The sequence below is a fragment of the Paenibacillus solani genome, from assembly GCF_050475945.1.
Classification (GTDB): Bacteria; Bacillota; Bacilli; order Paenibacillales; family Paenibacillaceae; genus Paenibacillus_AQ; species Paenibacillus_AQ solani_A.
In genome coordinates, this window is record NZ_JBCMXJ010000026.1 from 59968 (window position 1) to 80445 (window position 20478).

The 20478-nt window shown below is 48.5% G+C and carries 20 protein-coding genes; 13 read left to right on the forward strand and 7 right to left on the reverse strand.

The features are described from left to right. Nucleotides 1-177: 177 nt before the first annotated feature. From acpS to ABEQ74_RS28225, 3 genes are all read left to right on the forward strand, one after another. Nucleotides 178-573 carry a holo-ACP synthase gene (acpS, locus tag ABEQ74_RS28215; RefSeq protein WP_430125511.1) on the forward strand — a complete coding sequence of 132 codons (396 nt, stop codon included), beginning with the start codon at nt 178-180 and terminating at the stop codon, nt 571-573. A 15-nt stretch (nt 574-588) separates the two neighbouring features. Further along, nucleotides 589-1734: an A/G-specific adenine glycosylase gene (mutY, locus tag ABEQ74_RS28220; protein WP_430125512.1), complete on the forward strand. Its 1146-nt coding sequence runs from the start codon at nt 589-591 to the stop codon at nt 1732-1734. A gap of 61 nt (nt 1735-1795) precedes the next feature. Beyond that, nucleotides 1796-3031 carry an MFS transporter gene (locus tag ABEQ74_RS28225; protein ID WP_430125513.1) on the forward strand — a complete coding sequence of 412 codons (1236 nt, stop codon included), beginning with the start codon at nt 1796-1798 and terminating at the stop codon, nt 3029-3031. Nucleotides 3032-3131: 100 nt separating this feature from the next. Here the strand turns inward: ABEQ74_RS28225 and ABEQ74_RS28230 are convergent, their stop codons facing one another. Continuing rightward, nucleotides 3132-3740 (reverse strand): superoxide dismutase, encoded by a 609-nt coding sequence (locus ABEQ74_RS28230; RefSeq protein WP_054404805.1) that lies wholly within the window; start codon nt 3738-3740, stop codon nt 3132-3134. 323 nt (nt 3741-4063) lie between these two features. On the opposite strand from ABEQ74_RS28230, the gene ABEQ74_RS28235 reads away from it, so the two are divergent. The 9 genes from ABEQ74_RS28235 to folE all read left to right on the forward strand — a co-directional run bounded on the left by ABEQ74_RS28235 (nt 4064) and on the right by folE (nt 14451). Further along, on the forward strand, nt 4064-6628 hold the full coding sequence (locus tag ABEQ74_RS28235; protein ID WP_430125514.1) for a hypothetical protein: 2565 nt from the start codon (nt 4064-4066) through the stop codon (nt 6626-6628). 26 nt (nt 6629-6654) lie between these two features. After that, a complete protein-coding gene (locus tag ABEQ74_RS28240; protein WP_430125515.1) occupies nt 6655-7428 on the forward strand; it encodes an ABC transporter ATP-binding protein in 774 nt (257 codons plus the stop codon). A 5-nt stretch (nt 7429-7433) separates the two neighbouring features. Next, a complete protein-coding gene (locus ABEQ74_RS28245; protein ID WP_430125516.1) occupies nt 7434-8771 on the forward strand; it encodes an ABC transporter permease in 1338 nt (445 codons plus the stop codon). Nucleotides 8772-8804: 33 nt separating this feature from the next. Next, on the forward strand, nt 8805-9893 hold the full coding sequence (locus ABEQ74_RS28250) for an efflux RND transporter periplasmic adaptor subunit (protein ID WP_430125517.1): 1089 nt from the start codon (nt 8805-8807) through the stop codon (nt 9891-9893). 355 nt (nt 9894-10248) lie between these two features. Next, nucleotides 10249-10671: a GNAT family N-acetyltransferase gene (locus tag ABEQ74_RS28255; RefSeq protein ID WP_054404814.1), complete on the forward strand. Its 423-nt coding sequence runs from the start codon at nt 10249-10251 to the stop codon at nt 10669-10671. Nucleotides 10672-10875: 204 nt separating this feature from the next. After that, nucleotides 10876-11478 (forward strand): signal peptidase I, encoded by a 603-nt coding sequence (lepB, locus tag ABEQ74_RS28260; protein WP_430125518.1) that lies wholly within the window; start codon nt 10876-10878, stop codon nt 11476-11478. Between the two features lie 42 nt (nt 11479-11520). After that, on the forward strand, nt 11521-13368 hold the full coding sequence (gene queG, locus ABEQ74_RS28265; protein ID WP_430125519.1) for a tRNA epoxyqueuosine(34) reductase QueG: 1848 nt from the start codon (nt 11521-11523) through the stop codon (nt 13366-13368). 139 nt (nt 13369-13507) lie between these two features. After that, on the forward strand, nt 13508-13744 hold the full coding sequence (locus ABEQ74_RS28270) for a YneF family protein (RefSeq protein WP_009594912.1): 237 nt from the start codon (nt 13508-13510) through the stop codon (nt 13742-13744). 113 nt (nt 13745-13857) lie between these two features. Then, a complete protein-coding gene (gene folE, locus ABEQ74_RS28275) occupies nt 13858-14451 on the forward strand; it encodes a GTP cyclohydrolase I FolE (protein WP_430125520.1) in 594 nt (197 codons plus the stop codon). A 102-nt stretch (nt 14452-14553) separates the two neighbouring features. On the opposite strand, the gene ABEQ74_RS28280 is transcribed toward folE, so the two are convergent. The 5 genes from ABEQ74_RS28280 to ABEQ74_RS28300 form a co-directional block, all read right to left on the reverse strand. Further along, nucleotides 14554-14799, reverse strand: a complete 246-nt coding sequence (locus tag ABEQ74_RS28280) for a hypothetical protein (protein ID WP_430125521.1) — start codon at nt 14797-14799, stop codon at nt 14554-14556. 60 nt (nt 14800-14859) lie between these two features. Next, on the reverse strand, nt 14860-16119 hold the full coding sequence (locus tag ABEQ74_RS28285) for a lipase family protein (protein ID WP_430125522.1): 1260 nt from the start codon (nt 16117-16119) through the stop codon (nt 14860-14862). 27 nt (nt 16120-16146) lie between these two features. Continuing rightward, the gene (locus ABEQ74_RS28290) at nt 16147-16455 is read right to left on the reverse strand and encodes a hypothetical protein (protein ID WP_430125523.1); all 309 of its coding nucleotides are present in this window, start codon (nt 16453-16455) and stop codon (nt 16147-16149) included. Between the two features lie 358 nt (nt 16456-16813). Further along, nucleotides 16814-17995 carry a Fe-Mn family superoxide dismutase gene (locus ABEQ74_RS28295; protein WP_430125524.1) on the reverse strand — a complete coding sequence of 394 codons (1182 nt, stop codon included), beginning with the start codon at nt 17993-17995 and terminating at the stop codon, nt 16814-16816. A gap of 177 nt (nt 17996-18172) precedes the next feature. Further along, nucleotides 18173-19159, reverse strand: a complete 987-nt coding sequence (locus ABEQ74_RS28300; RefSeq protein WP_430125525.1) for an alpha/beta hydrolase — start codon at nt 19157-19159, stop codon at nt 18173-18175. Nucleotides 19160-19380: 221 nt separating this feature from the next. Between ABEQ74_RS28300 and ABEQ74_RS28305 the strand changes: the two genes are divergently transcribed. Continuing rightward, entirely contained in the window at nt 19381-20121 is a 741-nt protein-coding gene (locus tag ABEQ74_RS28305; RefSeq protein WP_430125526.1) for an IclR family transcriptional regulator, read from the forward strand. Nucleotides 20122-20295: 174 nt separating this feature from the next. Here ABEQ74_RS28305 and ABEQ74_RS28310 read toward each other — a convergent pair whose 3' ends face one another. Further along, nucleotides 20296-20451, reverse strand: a complete 156-nt coding sequence (locus ABEQ74_RS28310) for a hypothetical protein (RefSeq protein WP_165593466.1) — start codon at nt 20449-20451, stop codon at nt 20296-20298. Nucleotides 20452-20478 lie beyond the last annotated feature (27 nt).

A 20478-nucleotide genomic window follows, 5' to 3' on the forward strand; every position in this document is an offset into this window, starting at 1 on the left:
GGCATATGCGAATTGGGGAGAGCATTCAGATCAGTAAAATTTGAAATATTGCAAATTCATTTATTTCATCTGGTTGTAACAACGTGTCTCGCATTGGAGTATGCCGGCTGATACAATAAAGATGGTGTATACTGCATTAAGATAGATAGACAGGAACCTGAAGGAGAGCGGACGCTTGTGATTTACGGAATCGGACATGATGTGGTCGACATGAAACGAATGGACAAGTTGATGACAGGACGGCATGCGGAGAGATTCATGGAACGCCTGCTAACGCAGGAGGAACAGATTCTTGCTGCAAGCAGAGGCGGGAAACGGACGGAGTTTGTTGCTGGGCGTTTTGCTGCCAAGGAGGCGATATCCAAGGCTTTTGGCTCCGGTATTGGCCGACTGATCGGGTTCCGGGATATGGAAGTGCTGCCGGATGCCCTTGGCAGGCCTGTGGCCAATTTATCCAAGGATGCCTGGGAGCGCCTTGGAATGGAAGGTCCGGATTATTATACGATTCATTTGACGATTTCACATCAGACCACGCTGGCCTCCGCCTTTGCCGTGGTTGAGAAGATAAAGTAAGGAGATTATTCATAAATGCCTACGGAACACAAGCAATACTTCAGCCACGAACTGCTGGATTGGTATGAAATTAACAAAAGGGATCTGCCTTGGCGCAGACATCGCGATCCCTATTATATATGGGTCTCTGAGATCATGCTGCAGCAAACCAGGGTAGATACGGTCATTCCGTATTTCCACCGGTTTATTGAGCGTTTTCCTACGATCCAGTCACTTGCGGATGCGCCGGAGGACGATGTATTGAAATGCTGGGAGGGCCTTGGTTACTATTCCCGCGCACGCAACCTTCAGGCTGCTGCAAGGCAGGTGACAGAGCAGTACGGAGGCGTTATGCCGAGCGGTAAAGATGAAGTATCAGGATTAAAAGGCATCGGACCCTATACTTCAGGGGCTATTCGCAGCATCGCTTTCAACATTCCGGCCGCGGCTGTGGACGGAAATGTGATGCGCGTGCTGTCCCGTTACTTCTTAATTGAGGAAGATATTATGAAAGTGAAAACGCGGACCAAGATGGAGGATCTGGTGCTGACGCTGGTGCCTGAGGGCCGGGCTTCGGATTTCACCCAGGCCTTGATGGAACTTGGCGCATTGATCTGTACGCCGAAATCACCCAAATGTCTGGTATGCCCGGTGATGGAGCATTGCTCTGCGCGGCTTGAGGGCAAAGAGGAGTCCCTGCCTATTAAGACGAAGGCGAAGCCTCCGCGTCCGGAGTACCATCTTACAGCGATTGTCGAGGGGACTGGCGTACACGAAGGGAAGATTTTGATCCGCAAGCGCCCATCCACCGGTTTGTTGGCTGGGATGTGGGAGCTGCCGCACGTTATTGTATCGACCGAAGGGGGCGCCGTACCGGCTGCGATGCCTGAGGAGACGGCGATGGTCCATTTGCGTGATGCTTTGCTAACAGAAGCGATTCCGGTCCTGCCAATCGGTCATGTGATGGATGCAGAGCATACTTTCAGCCATATTCAGTGGAATATGGGCGTATACCGCTGTAAATGGCAGGATGTGCCGCCGGCTGCCTTAGTTGCAGCTGAGAGCGCAGCGGCATATGAGACAGGGGAAGAGAATTTCCGCTGGATTGATGTCCATGATATGGAGCGTTATGCCTTTCCGAACGTATTTATTCGGATTTTGAATGCATATTTTTCATCTTGACGCCTCTTTTGCCTATCATCAGAACCACTGCAAGAGAGGCTTGTAGGGAGTTGTGAGATTGGTGCATAGTCGGAAGAATGCTATATTGTATATCTTTGGAATCGGAGTCTCCAATCTGGGGAACTGGATCTACCTGGTTGCGATTAATTTGCTTGTGCTGCATATGACGGGATCACCGGCCGCAGTGGCTGGACTGTTTATCATCAGGCCGCTTGCCACACTGCTTACGAATTCCTGGGCGGGCAGCATCATCGATAGAGCGAATAAGCGTAAGCTCATGATAATCACCGATGTGATCCGGGGAATATTGATAGCCTTCATTCCCTTCATGTCATCGGTCTGGGGCATTTATGTCATCATGTTTATGATCAATGTAGCGGGCTCTTTCTTCGGACCTACGTCCATGACATACGTAACGAAGCTGATTCCCCCGGAGGAACGAAAACAATTCAATGCATGGTCCAGTTTCACAACATCAGGTGCGGTGCTGCTTGGACCTGCCCTCTCAGGGCTGCTGATCGCTTATACGGATATTCACATCAGTATCATCATCAATGCCGTATCCTTCTTCATCTGTGCGTTTGTCATTTACTTTCTACCGGATGTGGATGAAGGGGAGAGAACGGGCGGGCGGAATATCATCACGATGAAAACACTGCTGCGGGACTGGGCATCAGTGATTGATTTCGGTAGAGCGGCGAAGTATTTTATGCTTGTATATGTATTGTTTCAATCGGCCACACTGCTTGGCTTCGCACTGGATTCCCAGGAGGCTACGTTTATTAAGCAGATGCTCTTTCTCGGCGATGAGGATTACGGATTGCTGGTCAGCGTAGCTGGAGCAGGGTATTTGGCAGGCTCAATGGCTGCGTCGTTATCGGTGAAACGGCTGTCGCTTCGCATGTTTATCGGGGCAGGCATGATTCTGTCTAGTGTCGGCTACATGATCTTCTATGCGTCATCGGGTTTTATGACAGCCGTAATCGGCTTTATCATTTTTGGATTTTTCTCTTCTTATGCCAATGCGGGGTACACCACTTTTTTTCAAAACCAGGTGCCCATTGATCTTATGGGGCGCTTTACAAGCGTTACCCGGCTGCTTGAAGGAATCCTCCAAATTTTTCTTACACTTTTACTAGGCTTTGCTGCCGATGCGTGGTCGCTGCAGATGGTTTGCCTGATCGGTGCAGGCATAGCTGTTCTGGGCTCGGTCATATTGCTGGCGGTGATCTATATGCCATCGAAATTACACTACTATGAGTCTAGTTCAACCACAAACGTGACAAGTAGCACTTAGAAAGCTTGCTGTGGTACAAAATAAGGCTGCTTTTCGCGCAGACAGAGTCTACAGCGAAAGCAGCCTTTTTGGTTATAATAACGGTTTTGATTCGGCGATATTATTTAGCGTTTTCGTAACGCTTGCCGACTTCGTCCCAGTTTACTACATTCCAGAATGCGGAGATGTAATCCGGACGTTTGTTTTGATATTTCAGGTAGTAAGCATGCTCCCAAACGTCCAAGCCGAGAAGAGGAGTTTGACCTTCCATGATCGGGTTGTCTTGGTTAGGTGTGCTGGTTACTGCCAGTTTGCCGTCTTTAACAACGAGCCAAGCCCAGCCGCTGCCGAAGCGAGTGGTAGCCGCTTTAGTGAAATCTTCTTTGAATTTATCAAAACCGCCGAGCTCATTGTTGATGGCATCAGCCAATGCACCAGTTGGTTGTCCGCCGCCGTTTGGTCCGATAACTTCCCAGAACAGGGAGTGGTTGGCATGGCCGCCACCGTTGTTACGAACTGCTGTACGGATGCTTTCTGGAACAGCGTCAAGATTAGCGATCAGATCCTCAAGGGATTTGCCTTGGAGTTCAGGAGCGCTCTCCAGAGCAGCGTTCAAGTTTGTTACGTAGGTATTATGGTGGCGATCATGGTGGATCTCCATCGTTTGTGCGTCGATATGAGGCTCGAGCGCGTCGTTTGCGTAAGGAAGTGCTGGTAATTGAAATGCCATTGTGAAAAACCTCCCGTAAATTTAGTTTTTGGTTATGATGAAGGCTCTTCCCTGATCGGGAAGTCTTGATCATCCCGGAGCAATATCATATGTAATCCGGCTACACTACCTATATTAAACCGTTTTGGGGGATTAAATCAACTTTTATGTTTGAAAAGTCCGCGGAGGTTGATTTCTTGTTGTGGTGAACAGCATTTTTTCCCTGAATAAAATATGGAAACTTTCATGCAGAACTTGTCGTTATATATATAACCTCGAACAAATCTGCCTATTCCATGGAAATGACAAAAGATATGTCGAGGTAGAAAGGAGTCGTTATATACATGAAAAGTACAAAGTTCAGAGTGACTGCCATTTTATTGGCTGCCATTCTGGCTGCCGCTCCGCAAGTGCATGCTGCTGCCTCTAATGCGGGTAAATCGACAACTGCGAAGTCGACGGCGCAGAAAGATTCTGCTCCTGTCTGGAGCGTAAATCTTGGCAGCAACGTTACAGCTACGCTTGAGCATGCGGATGTTTGGCAGCAAGACGGCACGCATGCGGCCGTATTTACCCTGAATTATAAAAACGGGGGCAAGAGCCCGGCGCGGCTAGTTTCTTTTTTTCCAAAACTGGTGTCTGGCGGTTCTGTAAATGCGGCTAATCCCATCACCAAGGATCTCGCCAAGAAGAGGATAGAACCCGGCCAAAGTCTCAGGGTAACTTACTATGCCAAGGTGGACAGCGGTTCAATGGCTGGTATGAAGCTGGTTATGGATGTATGGAATCCACAAGTCAAAGGTTACCTGGAGCGGGTCGGTTCCTACAGATTGCCAGCCAACTATTCAGCTGCCGCTGCACCTGGCATAAGCACGAAGCTCAATTTGGGCAGCACACCGGTTACGGTACAGGTTGAATCACTTGAGATCATCAAGCATGACGGCAAAGTGATGGCTAAAGTCGGAATGTATATGACGAATCACGGCGGAAAAGCATGGAATGATCAGGGATTGGAACCGTATCTCGTGACAGCAAGCGGAAGCACATTCCTCCTGCACCGCGAAGCCGAGATGGAGGGTGTGCTTATTCAGCCGAAAGAGAAGAAACTGGTTTATTACATAACGGAAGTACCGTCCTATCTTAAAACGGCTGGTTTGCGTTTCTCATGGACGGAACATGATGAAATCTTAAAGCTGTCGCTGCCTGTCGCATCATTCAAGCTGCCTGCTGCAACGGCACCACAGTGGGATGTGGCTGCAGGTGCAATCAAGAAGCTGACCATTCAAGGGATACCGGTTCATGCCCAAATCCGTCAATCCTCACTGCGGGCTTCCGGGGATCAGGGGGTTTGGACGATTGAGATGGCTTTTAAGAATCAAGGCAAAAAATCGGTTGTGGTGCCGGCTTACGAGTTTGCCATTAAGGCATCGGAGGGTTCCTTACACCCTTATACTTCGGATAACAAGGCGGGGATATCGCTGCGTGCCGGAGAAGAGAAAACGATGTTGATGGAGATATCGCTGCCGCTTGAGCTCGAACAGGACAAGCTGAAACTGCAAATGATTGGAACAGCTGGGGCAGCCGGATCATCTAAGCAACCGTCAAATTCCACGGAAACGGGCAAGGAGTCTGCTTCTGGAAGCCAGGAATCATGGACCCTGCCAATTGCCTACTTTGAGATACCATATCAAACGGAGCGCAAGTCTTCTATCGGTGTGGAATATGGTGCGCAATCGGCTAAAGGGTTTGCCTATACGCTGGAATCCATGCAGCGTCTGCCGTGGCAGGATCAGGATCTGATCCTTGCGAAGCTGCGTCTGCGAAATACACAGGAATCAAAGTCATTGCCGCTGCCGGAGCTTCAAGTGAATGTTTTGGCAGATGAAAGAACGGGTTTGTCCGGATCAGAGATTATCGCTGAGGAGCAGGGTTCCTTGATTGGGCCGGGATCGTCAACCGAGGTTTATGTGATGGCTCGCATTCCTTATACGAAGGATATCCGTTCGCTCCGCTTTGAGCTGTTTACACAGCAGGACACGGCCAAAACGCCGTTTTTGACCATGACCACCTCAGGGATGACGCAGTCTATTGGCACTCTGGAAAAAGGGAAGCCATATACGGTTACCAAGATCGGTAAACGGGCAGAGGCGCAGGAACGGCGGACAGTCATCTATGAAGGAGTGGATTCCGACATTGTCTATTCCGATTTCATCTTGACCAGTAATGAACAGCGCCGTGTTCAAGCAGCTGTGCTTAAGGGCTATTTTCAAAGTACGGATGGAAAGATCTATGAAGCAGAGACAATTCAGCCGGAAGCCTCACTTCAGCCGGGCTCCAAGCAGTCGGTCATCTTTTGGGCAAGAGTGCCAAAGGGAGAAGCGAGCGAATTGGGGCTGGCTCTTGGTACAGCGATGAACGGAAGTAAGCTTGCGGAGACGAATAAAGACGCAACAGGTGTTATGGACGTGAAAAAAATGATGCTGAACCCGATTAGACCTGCAGTAATCTCTGGATTAACGCAGTTGGACTGGTATCCTTATAACGTTTCGGTGACCAAAGCAGTAGGGCGGTTACAGGAAGGAAGCTCCTCCATTCCGCTGAATATCACAATTGATGTGAAACGCAGCGACAGCATCACGGCGGCCGACTCCGGACATAAGCTGATTCTTATCATCAAAGATACTCTGGGGCAGACACAGGAACGAACGCTTACGCCAGGAACCGATATTCAGGTCCCGGGTACTCGGTCCATGTCGATAGAGCTGAACGATGAGGAGTATAAAAAACTCCAGGGCGGTTGGTTTCAATTAACACTGGTGGATGAATTTCAGAATGAGCGGATCACATTGGGGAGTCAGACCTACAATTTAATGTTCCAGCAAGCTGTGGATCCATTCGAGGAGAGATAAATTTAGGATCGGAAAGGAATAGCGACATGTTGCGTTTGGAGAATGTATCGCACAGCTTTAAGAACGGCAACGAAGTGTTGAAGGTGCTGCATCATATTGAGTTCGAGGTCCAAAAAGGAGAGATGATCGCACTGCTTGGCAGCTCGGGATCAGGCAAGTCCACGCTGCTTAACTTGATGGCAGGGCTGATGAAGCCGACGGAAGGCCGTATCTATATTGCCGATCAGGATATAGTCAAATACGGAGAGAATAAGCTGGCCGTATTCAGACGCAAGCATATCGGCTTTATTTTTCAGGCATATGAGCTGATTCCAACACTTACGGTCCTCGAGAATGTGGAGCTTCCGCTTGTTTTTCAGTCTGTTTCTGCGTCCAAACGGCGCCACAAAGCGATGGAGCTTCTGGAAATGACGGGAATTGGTGATAAGGCGTCGCTTTATCCGTCCCAGCTGTCTGGCGGTCAGCAGCAGCGCGTAAGTATTGCGCGTTCACTGATTACGGAGCCGTCCGTCATTTTTGCGGATGAGCCCACTGGTAATCTGGATACCAAAACCGAAGAGGAAATCATCCGGATTCTGATGGAGCTGAATGAGTCGATGAAAACGACTTTCGTGATCGTTACCCATGAGCTGGAAGTTGCTGCTCGTATGAAGAAAACGATTATGCTCCGTGACGGTTATCTGGTCCAGCCGGAGTCAGAGAAGGCTACCGTATCGGCAGCAGATGGCCGGAGGGAAGCTACCCCTTTACAATTGACCGGGGAAACGCTTCGTTCGGAGGGGGCAGGTGAAGTGAGCTGAGACTAATGGACAGCATGCGGCTGGCATGGGGACAGATCAGACGCCGTAAAGTAGTGACAGCACTATGCATGACAGGGATTTCGATCGGGTGTGCGGCCATTATCGTGGCCATCAGCATTGGCAATGGCGCCCAGAGTTACCTGGAGACCGAAATTATAGGCGGCATGAAGCTTGACGAGATCATGGTGAGCCCCCAGGGAGCAAACGGTTCTGGTGAAGATAGTACTGTAGGTGGTGCAGAACGTGGACTAATTACGGATGATAAGCTTCAGGTGATTGAAAGTTTTCAGCATGTCAAATCTGTTATAGCGACCAAGCAGCTGGGTTATCTCAGGGCGATATCGGCCGACAATCTGATACATGATGGCTTTAATGTCGTGGCGGTGGACCTGTCAAACCTCAAAGAGCAGGGGATGAGGTTCAAGGAAGGCGGTGTGCTGGGACAGCTAGGTGCCGTTGTGTTGAATTACGGAGCGACCACCGGTTGGAAGGATGCGGAGACAAGCGAAAGATTGAGGCAGATGATCAATAGCGATCCCAACAATCCGAAGATATGGGAAGAATTCCAGATGTACGAGAGCACTGTTTCAGACATGATGGGCACCAATATACAGTTAGAGAAGATGGACCTCGACAGCACCCTTCTCAGCCCGCAGCTTTACGTAGGTGGAGTGCTAGACGTACCTATGGGGCGGGAGGCCCAGTTTGCCTTCTATGACCGTCAGGCCTATATCTCTTTCGAGACGGCAGAATGGCTTACAGACAGCTTGAATTTGAAACAGGGAACTGCTTCAAAACAGCGGATTTATGACAGTTTGACGGTCAAAGTAGATGATCTGCAGTATATTAGACCGCTTGAGGACTTGATTTCCAAGCTTGCGCTTAATGCGAGTGATAATTTGGCTATGCGTGATCAGATCAAATCACAACTAGATACGTTTAAAGCGATTGCGCTCGGCGTAGGGATATTCATTCTATTGCTGGCCTCCATTTCGATTATCGTTGCCATGACGATGTCAACACATCAGCGCCGCCGGCAAATCGGTATCATGAAGGTGCTGGGAGCCAATATGCCGCAAATCCGCAATATGTTCATCGTGGAAGCCAGTCTGCTTGGTTTGCTTGGTGGCTTGCTCGGCATCGTATTCGCGTATTTGATCATCAACGGCCTAAATTCTTTCATAATAGCTTCAGCCGGCATGTCAGGTCTGCAAATCGCCGTGACACCGGAGACGCTGCCGATTGGCATTGCATTTGCAGTAATGACCGGGATATTCTCGGGAATCTATCCGGCGATCAGCGCGGCAAGAACGAATGCCCTGCTGGCTATCAAGCGGGATTAGGATAATGAGCATCGGAAAGGAAGCTAAACCGGTATGATAAAGAAAATCATAAAATGGACGGTTATTGTCGCCGTGCTGGGCTTGGTAGGTTATTGGGGATACGGACAGGTGAAACCAAAAACGGCGGACATACCCATGATGGAAACGCCGCAGGTCATCTCATTTCCTGTAACCGAGGAAACAATCGTCTCGACCGTTCAGGTCAAGGGAACGTCCGAATACGGGCGGGAAACCAATGTATACGCACCGTTTGAGGCGAAGGTGGAAGCGTGGAACGTTGAGAACGGCCAGCTGATCAATAAAGGTGATGTCTTATTTAAGCTGGAACAGAAGACGATTCGCCAGCAGATTCAACAGAAAGAAGCCGAGGTGCAGAAACGCAAGCTGGAGCAGGAGTTGAAGAAATTCACGTTAAACCAGGATCTCGACAATGCCTCGATCGGAGCAACGGAGGCTGAGCGCCTTAAACTGCTGGCAGACCAGGAGAATGCACGGCTGAGCAGTCAGCTGGAGGAGGTAACCAATGATATTGAACGCCAGTCGTTGGCCGATTTGAATGACAGGTTGAATAAATCTACATACGTCTCACCGGCATCCGGCCTGTTTCTATTCGATCCAACGCAGCAGCTTCCGCAGCAAATGACGGCTAACCAGTATATCGGCAAAATCGTCGATCTGGATTCCCTCCGGTTGGTGGCATTGGTCGGGGAGAATGAAGTGTTTAGCATAAAGCAAGGCATGGCGGTAGAAGTAAAGCTGCCCTCTCTCAAGGATTTGAAGCTGAAAGGGGAGGTGCTGGAAGTAGCCAAATTCGCCGAGGCAACAGCCCAGGAGAAGCAGACGTCTCAGCCGCCCCAGTTCAAGGTGATCATCTCACTGCCGAAAGAAGACCGTTTGATCGGCGGGCTGACGCTAAACGGAGACATCGTAACCAAGCGGAAGGATAAGGCCGTTGTCGTTCCTAAACTTGCCGTGATGACAGACGGGGGCAGCTCCTATGTCATGGTGGACAAGGGAGGCGGCCAGATAGAACGACAGGATATCGAGACTGGCATGCAAACGCTGGATAAAATTGAGGTTCTGACAGGGCTGAAGGCGGGAGATACCGTCGTTCTTCAGTAAATTTTGGCAGCTGATGTATAGCGTCCTTCAGGCGTAGTAGTCTGGAGGACGCTGTTTTATATGGAAATGAATGGCTGCATGTTTACATCAGGATAATGATTTTAACTGCGGGAAATAAACCTTTATTTGATAAAAATATGGAGCATTATCCAATGAAATTAATGTAAACGCTTACTATAAAGCGCTTTCAGAAGAAAACTCGTGAATTTACGAGAAATATGTGGTTTAATGGACAAGGAAACAGGATTTTCGGGTTTTTTGTAGTAAACATTAATGTCAGGTTTGCGTAAACGGAATACTATATTTTTGTAAACCGGGTAAACCGCATCATGCTAACGAAAAGGGAGATTTTGAAATGCATGTTCGTTCCTTTCAGTTGAGTGACTGTAACCCCGTAACTGAGCTATTACAGATTGCTTTATCGGAAGACTGCTACGAAAACACGATAGAGCCCTTCTCCAGGCAGCTCGCTTGGGACTCCGACCTGATTATGGTCGCTGAAGAAAATGGTGAAATCGTTGGTGCCTTAATCGGTACGATCGAACGCAATCATGGTTGTTATTACCGTCTTGCCATTCATCCTGATTATCGCAGAAAAGGAATTGGAAAGTCTTTGATATCAGCGATGGAACAGCGTTTTCAATCACGGAAAGTCAGTCGGATTATGGTCGCAGGTGATGAACACAATACTGCAGCCATGCCATTTTATGAAGCTATGGGGTATGGTGCGAGCCAAATCCTGAAGTCGTTCCAGAAGCTTAGTATCCTAGGTCAGTAGTTGCACGACTCAGTGTACATAGAGCCGCGCTAACGGCAGCCGTAAGCTTCAAACAGAGATAAGAATTGACATTTTTTCTATATGAAGCATATCTTTCAGCCGTTGCAAATGGGTGGGAGATATGCTTTTCTATTAATGTACCTTTATTTTGTAAGGTGCCGCCATCGGATCTCGAAGGTGAAATCGAAGTAAAGTAGGTGTAGCATGGCACAAGTGATTCCTCAAGATTCAAATGAACATAGCCAGAACAAAGGGCCTGAGAAACAACCTGAGAAGAAGAACGGTTGGGCTGCCGAGCTGTGGGATTGGGTGAAGACGATTGCGATTGCATTTGTTATTATGGTGCTCTTAAATATGTTTGTGTTCAACTTGTCCATGGTTAAAGGTGAATCTATGCAACCGACACTGGTAGCATCGGAGCGGCTGTTTATTAATAAAATCGTATATCGGTTTGCTGAACCGAGTCATGGCGATGTTATTGTGCTGAAGGACCCTAGCGATGGTCCTGACAAGAAAGAGTTTCTTGTAAAACGAGTCGTTGGCGTACCTGGAGATACCATCGAAGTAAAGAACCAGAAGTTGTACGTAAACGGCGTTGTTCAACAGGAGCAATATACCGATGTTCCGATTGAGGATCCGGGCTTTGACCCTATTACGTTGGAAGAGGGCCGATATTTCGTGATGGGAGATAACCGTCACCTCGGGAAGAGCAAGGACAGCCGTATGTTCGGGAGCGTGAAGGAAAGCGACATTGTGGGCAGAGCAGAATTTATTTTCTGGCCTTTATCCGAGATCAAAAAGCTGTAGCTGCCGGATCGAACCACACCCTAGAAAAGGAGGCGCAGGAGAATGACCTACACACTCGGCTCGTATGCTCCTCCGCCTTCGGTATGGGAGGAGCTCAAACAGGAACTCAAAGCCGTGGCACCGGAGCTCGGTATTGACGATATCGGCTTTGCTTCGGCTGAGCCGTTCCAGTCACTGAAAGGAATTCTGCAGAATCATCGTAAGCTGGGTTATGAATCGGGATTTGAAGAGAAGGACCTGGATAAGCGGGTTACTCCCGCACTCCCCGGCACTGAGCCCAAGTCCCTGATAGCCATAGCGATCACGTACCACTCCAAGATGAACAACCCGCCAAAATCTGAACCAGGAAAATACAGGGGGATTATGGCGCGCTCTGCTTGGGGAAGGGATTATCATCAGGTTCTACGGGAGGCCATGGACCGCCTGGAGAATTATATTAAAGAGCGTGTGCCGGATGTGAAGCTGGAGAGCATGGTTGATACGGGCGCACTTGTTGACCGCGCTGTTTCCGAGCGAGCTGGCATTGGCTTTAGTGCCAAGAACTGCGCCATTATCTCTCCCAAGTTCGGCTCATGGATCTTCCTTGGTGAAATGGTAACCAATATTCCCTTTCCTCCGGACAAGCCGGTAACGGAGGACTGTGGCGAGTGCACGAAGTGCATTGATGCATGTCCAACCGGCGCTCTTGTTGGCCCCGGACAGCTGAACGCCCAGCGCTGTGTCTCTTTTTTGACCCAGACCAAGGGATTTCTGGACGAAGAAGCCATGCGCAAGATTGGCAACCGGCTGTACGGCTGTGACACCTGTCAGATTGTATGCCCTAAGAATCGGGGCAAGAACTGGACTCATCAGGAGGATTTCAAACCTGATCCTGAAAAAGCCAAGCCGCTGCTCCTGCCGATTCTGGATATGAGCAACCGGGAATTTAAGGAAGCGTTTGGAGATACATCGGCTGCTTGGCGCGGCCGAAAGCCGATTCAGCGCAACGCTGTAATCGCTCTTGGCAACTTTAAAGATATTTCAGCCGTACCGAAGCTTAGCGAGGTATTGCTGAAAGACCCGCGCCCAGAGCTGCGGGGAACCGCTGCATGGGCTCTGGGCCGTATTGGAGGCGAAGAAGCAATGAACAACTTAGAGAAAAGCATGAAATCGGAAGGGGATTCCCGAGTACGAGATATGCTGCAGCAAGCCTTGAATAAATTGAAGCCCGAACCCAAGGAGAATGAAGCTGGTGTGGAAGAGCATAATGCTGCCGACACATCTCCAGCTAACGATCATTCGGGCTCCGCTAACGGAAATCAACCCGAGCAACAGAGTCCCGTTATTCATGGAGTCGAGCCCATGGCCGTCCCTGAGGGCGGACCAGAAATGTTGTATTATGATGAACTTCAAACACCTATTGGATCGCTGACGGTATGCGCAACCGAGAAGGGGTTATGTCTTATTGAGTTTGGCAGCTTCTATGTTAAGGAGGCCGTCATCCAGCAGTGGTCACGGACCTGGGCAGGTAACGGCGGTTACACACGGGATGAAGCAAGATTAGCTCCCGCGATAACGCAGCTGAAACAGTACTTTTCAGGGGAGCTAAAGGAATTCGACTTACCGCTGGATCTGCGCGGAACTTCGTTCCAATTGCAGGTATGGGAGGCGTTGAAATCCATCCCTTACGGGACGATGTGTTCTTATAAAGATGTAGCTGAATCCATCGGCCGTCCTAAAGCGGTGCGCGCCGTAGGCGGGGCAAACAACAAGAATCCTGTTCCGGTCGTTGTACCTTGCCACCGCGTGATAGGGGCTGACGGAGCTTTGATTGGATATGGTGGCGGCCCAGAGATTAAACGTGCGTTATTAGCGCTGGAAGGGGCCATGAACGACCGAAAAGGATCATGACCCATCGAGCTATAACGATCTTGGCCTAATGACTGCTATGTCCGTCGTTATTTTCATTTGCTGTGTTGAAAAGGACATGCTATGATAGGTTCGTATATGCGCCATTAATTGGTAGATATTAGTAGAAGGTGGTCAAGTGATGGACATAGTCATTCCGATTATTACATTGATCGTGGGTCTGGTTGGCGGATTCTTCATCGGCGTATTCTATCTCCGCAAGCAGTTGGAGAAGATGCAGAATGATCCGCAAATGCTGCAAAAGATGGCAAAGCAGATGGGCTATAACATGAATAGCAAGCAGATGCAGCGCGCACAGCAAATGATGAAAAATCAGCCGATGCCAGGTAAAGGGCAAGGCCGCAAACGTAAATCATAGTGGAAGAAGGCCCACTCTCGTCCAACTTTGAATGACGGAGGGGCATTTCTATTTAAAAGACCGCTAACAGCGGCTATAAGTGCTCGTTATTGGGATTAAAAGGGGGATGTATGATGTCAGGCGTTAAAGATTATGTGAATCTTCTAGTAGGCGAGAACCGGGAACAGATCGAATACCATGTAGGGCAAATTTTGAAGTTGATCGGTGAAGATCCCGATCGGGAGGGTCTAATTGAGACACCGGCTCGTGTAACCCGTATGTATGAGGAGATTTTTGCAGGATATGCGGTCGATCCCAAGGATGTTCTTGGGGTAACCTTTGACGAGAATCACGAGGAACTGGTTATCGTGAAGGATATCGTGTATTACAGCTTGTGCGAGCATCATATGGCTCCGTTCTTCGGCAAGGTCCATATCGGTTATGTCCCAAGCGGTAAAATCGCCGGACTCAGCAAGCTGGCGCGTCTCGTAGAGGCAGTTAGCCGCCGTCTTCAGGTACAGGAGCGTATCACCTCGCAAATTGCTAATATTATTGTGGATGCGCTTGAACCTAACGGCGTAATGGTTGTTGTGGAAGGTGAGCATCTGTGCATGTGTTCCCGCGGTGTCAAAAAACCGGGCAGCAAGACGGTTACATCTGCTGTACGCGGTACTTTCCAGACCGATTCTGCACAGCGTGCCGAGTTTTTATCACTGATTAAAGACTAAGATTATTATGAAAAGGCTTCGCCTCTTAGCAGGCGAAGCCTTTTTTTGCGTTCCCTCATGAATAGGACATTATAGGTGGAGGAAACCTTGGTGCCATGATCATCAAGATGCGCCATCTACCTGTTTCATGTAGTGAACATACTGAATAAGAGCGTTTTTTTGTTCTTCAATCTCACGGATACGATGAGCTGTCTCCATGAAAAAGGCTTCAACCTGTTCTCGCAATACACTCGCGGATTGTCCCTTCCAGTCTTGCAGACAAGCATACAGGACCCTGGCCTCCCGTTCATCGGCTTGAATAGCTTCAAGCAGACCCTGACAGCTCACGTTCTGCTTGAAGCAAATCATCGAGCTCCAGCAGTATCTCTTGACTCATCTCTATCCCTCCCGGTGGTTGATCACAGTTGGTTACCCGCTTTGATCTGTTCGTTCGAACAGATCAGCCTTGGATTGAATGTACTGAACGATGCCTGTTGTATGTTCCAAATGCCATTGACTCATGGACGCAATGGAAGTATCCAGCTGCTGGACTAGCGGCTGCAGACGTCTGCTATGGCTGGAGTACATATACTTGGAGAGTCGCTGCCGAATTCCCTGTATTTCAGCAGCGTTGCGATGGGCATTCGCCCTCCATTTCTCAGCTACGCTGCGCAGTTCGGCCGGGGTCACCTGGATCGTTCCTGAAGCACCCCCGGAGAGACTGAGTGCAGCCCCAAGCGAGGCGCCTAAAGCTAAACCCATTTGGCTCAAGGCTCCTCCAAGGCCAAAAAGAAGATCGCTATGGGCAGGTATTCTGGGAGAATTCACAGCTTTGTCCGTGGCACCGTCATATAGTGGATTGGAAATGTAGCCATCCTCAAATGAATAACGGTCAAGCTGATGATAATTGGGACCGCCCAGCGTATTTGCGATTTTTTCTTTTAGGCTAAGCCCATCATTGGCGTCTTTATAACTGGAGTCTATGTAATAAGTAGAGCCAACGTGACCGTCGTAACCACCCAATGTACCACTGGCAATAATATCACCCGGATGAGCAAAGTTAATGATTTGGGAGTCAAACTCACCATTCTCGGCCTTTCGTCTAACCTCCGGAGACAGGCTTCCGATCACGGAAGGGGCGCTGAAGGTAACGGCTGTCATACCTGTATAAGCAGCAGCATACTGTGCATTTGCTCCACCTAGTGAGTGACCAGTAAGTGAGAAATTTAAATCTTTATATTTTTCCTGCATTTCTTTGGCGTAGTCTTCAGCCTGGTACATTTGATTTGTCCCTACAAAATCCAAGTTTTTATCAAGCTTTCTTGAGGTTTCTCCGAGCCAATCATTGACTGTTGTAATTCCAACTGCATCTTCAAATTTGGTTAGATGTTCATCAAAAGGTCTTTTAATCTCAGTTTTCCTTTTGAGTTCCTCAAAACCAATTCCAACATCACTTACATAATCAGGCAGGGCTGCTGATAATTCTGCATCTCCCTCCGTCCCTCTGTATGCAATAACCGCTTCCCCTGTATCCCGATTGACAAAGATAACAGCATCAAATCCGGATACTTTATAGCTTCTGGTATCCTCCAGAACCTCCCACTGTGGAAGGTCCTCAATCTGTGTATCTGCTTTCAAATCTTTGTAGGCTAATCTGGATAAAGTGTTATATGTTTCATCATCAACCATGATGGGTCCTCCATAAAGAATAATTAATTAGTTCTGCTCCTTGGCTTGAATGACTTCCTTCAATTCTGGGCTCATGACAAAGTTTTTGGTTTGAAGGGTTTTATAGTTTACTGAAATATTAAAGGTTTGATCTTTATGCCCGATGACATATCCTTCAACATCAATCTCGTCAGCGACATAGGTAGGCAGTTTCTTTTGGTTGGTTACCTCGACCTCCAAGTCATACTTTTCCTTAAAGAACTGAATGGCAGTCTCTCTGGCTTGGCTCATTAGTTCATCGTCATTATTTGTTATATCATCCGTCATGTCGGAGTTATTGGTTTTGTTCGAATTCATGTTTTGACATCCTCCTAGAATAAATGGGATTAACAAGAAGCATATGAATAGTTTTTTCCATCCTAAACGATTACCCATAACAAATTCAGTCCCCTCGTGCATCTCATTCGTTTATTAATTAAGTCTTTAAATTTCATATGTACCGTCACATCATAATCCAGTATATGGGTTTATTCAACCGAACAAATAACCATATATCTGGTAAAAAGGGCCTAATGATTAGATGGGACTGCTCCTAGTTTAACACTCTGGATATGATGATAAGCCCTCCCTAAACTTCATAAATGAAGAAAGGAGGGCTCAAGATTGTATACCCAGTATTAACCAATATGAAGCAGCCTGGCCGGACTTTAAACCCTTAGAAAGGCTTCCATTTCAGTTTGCTGGCATGCTTGAAGCGCTCAGCGACCTCCGGCCAGTAGACTACCTTCCACCAATCATTGATGTAGTCCTTGCGTTTATTCTGATGTTTGAGGTAGTAGGCATGCTCCCACACATCTAAAGCAAGCAGTGGGACGACATCCCATTGTGAGAGGTTCTGATGCTTCTCAGCCTGCAAGATTTCAAGACGATGGCTGCGCGGACTCCAAACGAGGATTGCCCAGCCGCCGCCTTCTACCTTGTCTGCCGCCTCGGTAAATTGCTTTTTGAATCGGTCAAAGCCGCCGAAGTCCTGTTTGATCTGCTGAGCAAGCTCCCCTTCGGGCTCGCCGCCGCCCCGAGGGTTCATAATAAACCAGAAGATCGTATGCAGATAATGACCGGCACCGTTAAAAGCCAGCTCCCGTTCCCAATGTTTGACCAGCTCGAAATCGCCGCTTTTTCTGGCCTCCTCCAGTTTCTTTTCCGCTTTGTTCAAACCATCAACGTAGCTTTGGTGGTGGATGTCATGGTGAATCCGCATCGTTTTCTCATCAATATGCGGCTCCAGCGCGTTATAGGCGTAAGGCAGGGGAGGAAGACGATGTCCGCCAATCGGTACGGCTGTGCCATGGTCACCCATACCTTGAATGGACCGTTCAGTATTAAGCGGAGGAGGTAGTGCGGAAGAAGCCTCCTGAAGAGTCATGGGCTGTACTTGTGGCGGCATATCCAGGTCCATGAATCTTTCCAGCGCTCCGGCGGCATTGAGAGTCTCCAGCGAGTTCAGAAAATACTCCGATTCCCGGATCACATGCAGCAGAATCGTACTAGCAAGCGGTACTTTTTGAATAGATTTACTGTGTTCCTTCATTCCGTGCAGTTGGCGAATGAACTCTCTGGATTGCTCACAGGAAGCGCGCAACAACTGCTCGATCTGGGCCAGCATCTGAGGTGAAGGGGGAGCATTATGACCAAGGATATGGCGCAGAAGTTCGTCTGCTGCTTTTTCCGTGTCGGAGAATACCACAGCCCATTGATCCAGCATCTTGACATAGACTGGCTCCAGGTCAGGGACTATCGCTTTGATGAGTACGGTGTGCTTCCTTTCTTGATGCTTCCAATAGCGGATTTCTTCCAATAATCGTACGGGGAGCTTCGCCCCATAATTAAATAACATGTCCGTTCCCTCCAGTATCAGGTTCGCTAAACCCACTATATTCATTTTGTGGCCTGTATTATGAAGCATATATGTAAAAACAAAAAAATCCCCTCTGCACAAGCAGTAGGGGAAATCAAGATATAGATTTATAAAGAGATAGGCATTCTTGTAACTTATCATCGATGATGTCAGAATTCAATCAGGTGTCTCAAGTTTATCGAGAAAGGCGGAGACTCTGCGTAAATACTCTTTTGGATGTTCACGGAAGATAAGCTCGTGGTGCGCATTCTCCACAATCCAGGAATCCGAATCAGGATTTGTCTGGTTAGAGGCGATCTTTTCGGCGATCGGATAAGGCGCCTTATCATCCTTCGTTCCGTGAATGAACAAGGTCGGGAATGGATAGTCCTCGCTCTTCACCTCATTATAAGGGATCTGATCCAGGCTGGTACCATTCAGCACCGGGAATAGCAGCTCCAGAATTTCTAGGGACGGATGACGCGGTAAATCGATCTGGTTGCGAATATTGTGATAAAGTGTGTCCGGCTCCAGCAAAAAAGCACTGTCCAGGATCATCGCATCCACATCCTTTGTCTCAAGACCAGCCTGCAGTGCCGTACCGGCTCCCATGGAGAAGCCCCACACGACGATTTGCTTGGCACCACGCTGCTTAACATGCTGTATGGCTCCGAGAAGCTGACGCTTCTCTTCCTTGCCTCCGGTGGCGACCTCCTTGCTGGTCTGGGAAGCAAAGCCATAATCAAACATCAGTACATTAAAATTCATATTGTGCGCGTAATGGGCGATATCGTACATCGGTATCCAGGTTTCTTCCCGATTCGCACCGTAACCATGGCTAAGCACGATCGTTTTGGAAGAGTTCTCGGCCGGTATATACCAACCATTGATATTTCGTTTCCCATCAATCGAGTGGAAGGTGACGGACTCGTAATCCATATCCTTCGCAAGCTTGGGATTGGAATAGAGAGGAGCGACTGTCGGATTTGACAATACCCATGCAATATAGGCATGAAGCGCGATAAAACAAAAGATGAGAAAAAAAACGACGGATAATAATAAGGCTAATACTATATGTTTAAAACGAACCAAGCGGGTCGACAGCTCAGCGGGCGTATCATTCGATGGGGAGAGTGGGGCATTACTACCAGTTGCTGTGCTCATAAGTGGCCCCTCCTTACCATAGAGTTTGGATATTTTTCGTCAAAACGAAAATCTGAAATTATAATCATCGTATGCCCGGATTCCTGTAAAGTCAATGCAAATCCATAGATTGTAAGACAACTGTAAAGTAGCTATCCTAATGGTTTACTTTTGATCAAAATTTTCATATAATTTTTATAACCAAGTTTCATAGAATGAAACGGGAGAGGGGCAGGAAGAGGATGGAAGAGCGCAAATTAACAGTGCGTGCCGTCGAGCGGGCACTTGATATATTGATGTGTTTTACAAAGGATAGCGAGCTTGCTCTGACGGAGATTTCCTCTTATATCGGATTACATAAAAGCACCGTTCACCGGCTGCTATCAACACTGGAAGAGAAAGGGTTCGTCGTGCGGAACAAGGAGACCGAAAAATATCGGCTCGGTTTGAAAATATGGGAACTATCGATGCATTTGTCGCAAAGCGACGACCCTGCCACCCGGCTCCTTCCGGCCATGGAGGCATTGCGGGATCAACTAGGGGAAACGGTGAGTCTGTATCTAAGAGATGGTGCTGAGCGTCTTCGCATTCAGGCTGTGCAGAGCAACCAGGGCATCCGGCGGGTTGCCCAGGTGGGGGTAAGGCTGCCGCTGTCTGTCGGCGCTTCTAGCAAAGTGCTGGTGGCCTATGCGCCTCCGGCAGACCAGGAGGAGCTGCTGAGCGCACCGGATTGGCCGGAGAGCGTGGACCGCAGCATCTACCGGCAGCAGTTGGCGGAAATTCTCGAGATAGGGTACGCGATCAGCATCGAAGAACGCGAACCTGGCGCAGCTGCGGTCTCGGTACCGATCTTTGATCGTAACGGCCAAATAGCGGCGGCATTATCAATGTCGGGCCCTGTAACCCGCCTGTCGGCTGACATACTTCGTGATCATGCGCCCATTCTGATGGAAGCTGCACGGGAAATGGGAATGATGATCTGATTTAAACAGGATATTCAGCAGCATACAGTATGATGGTTTTTCTATACAGAGAAGGCCGTGCCTCCAATCCGGGTGATTGGGGGCACGGCCTATTTGTCGTGTAAGGTTGTCAATTATAGCTCTATCCTGTACCAGACTGCTATGTATTGTAATTCTTCAACGACAAGCTGGGGCTTATCTCAACTTCAAAGTTTTTTCCTTGATCTTCTGGTTGAGAATTTCCTGAAAAGTAACGGGTTTGTCAGCCGGCTCTTCTTTCTTGGGAGCGGCTACCGGCTGCGGCCGTTGATATTGGTAATGGAACGAAGCCATCGTATGTATTTTGATCATAAGGTACCATCCTCCTGATTATAAATT

Coding starts and splice junctions, on each gene's coding strand:
- mutY (WP_430125512.1), top strand. CDS start 589: ATGCCTACGGAACACAAGCAATACTTCAGCCACGAACTGCTGGATTGG.
- ABEQ74_RS28230 (WP_054404805.1), bottom strand. CDS start 3,740: ATGGCATTTCAATTACCAGCACTTCCTTACGCAAACGACGCGCTCGAG.
- ABEQ74_RS28235 (WP_430125514.1), top strand. CDS start 4,064: ATGAAAAGTACAAAGTTCAGAGTGACTGCCATTTTATTGGCTGCCATT.
- ABEQ74_RS28240 (WP_430125515.1), top strand. CDS start 6,655: ATGTTGCGTTTGGAGAATGTATCGCACAGCTTTAAGAACGGCAACGAA.
- ABEQ74_RS28245 (WP_430125516.1), top strand. CDS start 7,434: ATGGACAGCATGCGGCTGGCATGGGGACAGATCAGACGCCGTAAAGTA.
- ABEQ74_RS28250 (WP_430125517.1), top strand. CDS start 8,805: ATGATAAAGAAAATCATAAAATGGACGGTTATTGTCGCCGTGCTGGGC.
- ABEQ74_RS28255 (WP_054404814.1), top strand. CDS start 10,249: ATGCATGTTCGTTCCTTTCAGTTGAGTGACTGTAACCCCGTAACTGAG.
- lepB (WP_430125518.1), top strand. CDS start 10,876: ATGGCACAAGTGATTCCTCAAGATTCAAATGAACATAGCCAGAACAAA.
- queG (WP_430125519.1), top strand. CDS start 11,521: ATGACCTACACACTCGGCTCGTATGCTCCTCCGCCTTCGGTATGGGAG.
- ABEQ74_RS28270 (WP_009594912.1), top strand. CDS start 13,508: ATGGACATAGTCATTCCGATTATTACATTGATCGTGGGTCTGGTTGGC.
- folE (WP_430125520.1), top strand. CDS start 13,858: ATGTCAGGCGTTAAAGATTATGTGAATCTTCTAGTAGGCGAGAACCGG.
- ABEQ74_RS28280 (WP_430125521.1), bottom strand. CDS start 14,799: ATGATTTGCTTCAAGCAGAACGTGAGCTGTCAGGGTCTGCTTGAAGCT.
- ABEQ74_RS28285 (WP_430125522.1), bottom strand. CDS start 16,119: ATGGTTGATGATGAAACATATAACACTTTATCCAGATTAGCCTACAAA.
- ABEQ74_RS28290 (WP_430125523.1), bottom strand. CDS start 16,455: ATGAATTCGAACAAAACCAATAACTCCGACATGACGGATGATATAACA.
- ABEQ74_RS28295 (WP_430125524.1), bottom strand. CDS start 17,995: ATGTTATTTAATTATGGGGCGAAGCTCCCCGTACGATTATTGGAAGAA.
- ABEQ74_RS28300 (WP_430125525.1), bottom strand. CDS start 19,159: ATGAGCACAGCAACTGGTAGTAATGCCCCACTCTCCCCATCGAATGAT.
- ABEQ74_RS28305 (WP_430125526.1), top strand. CDS start 19,381: ATGGAAGAGCGCAAATTAACAGTGCGTGCCGTCGAGCGGGCACTTGAT.
- ABEQ74_RS28310 (WP_165593466.1), bottom strand. CDS start 20,451: ATGATCAAAATACATACGATGGCTTCGTTCCATTACCAATATCAACGG.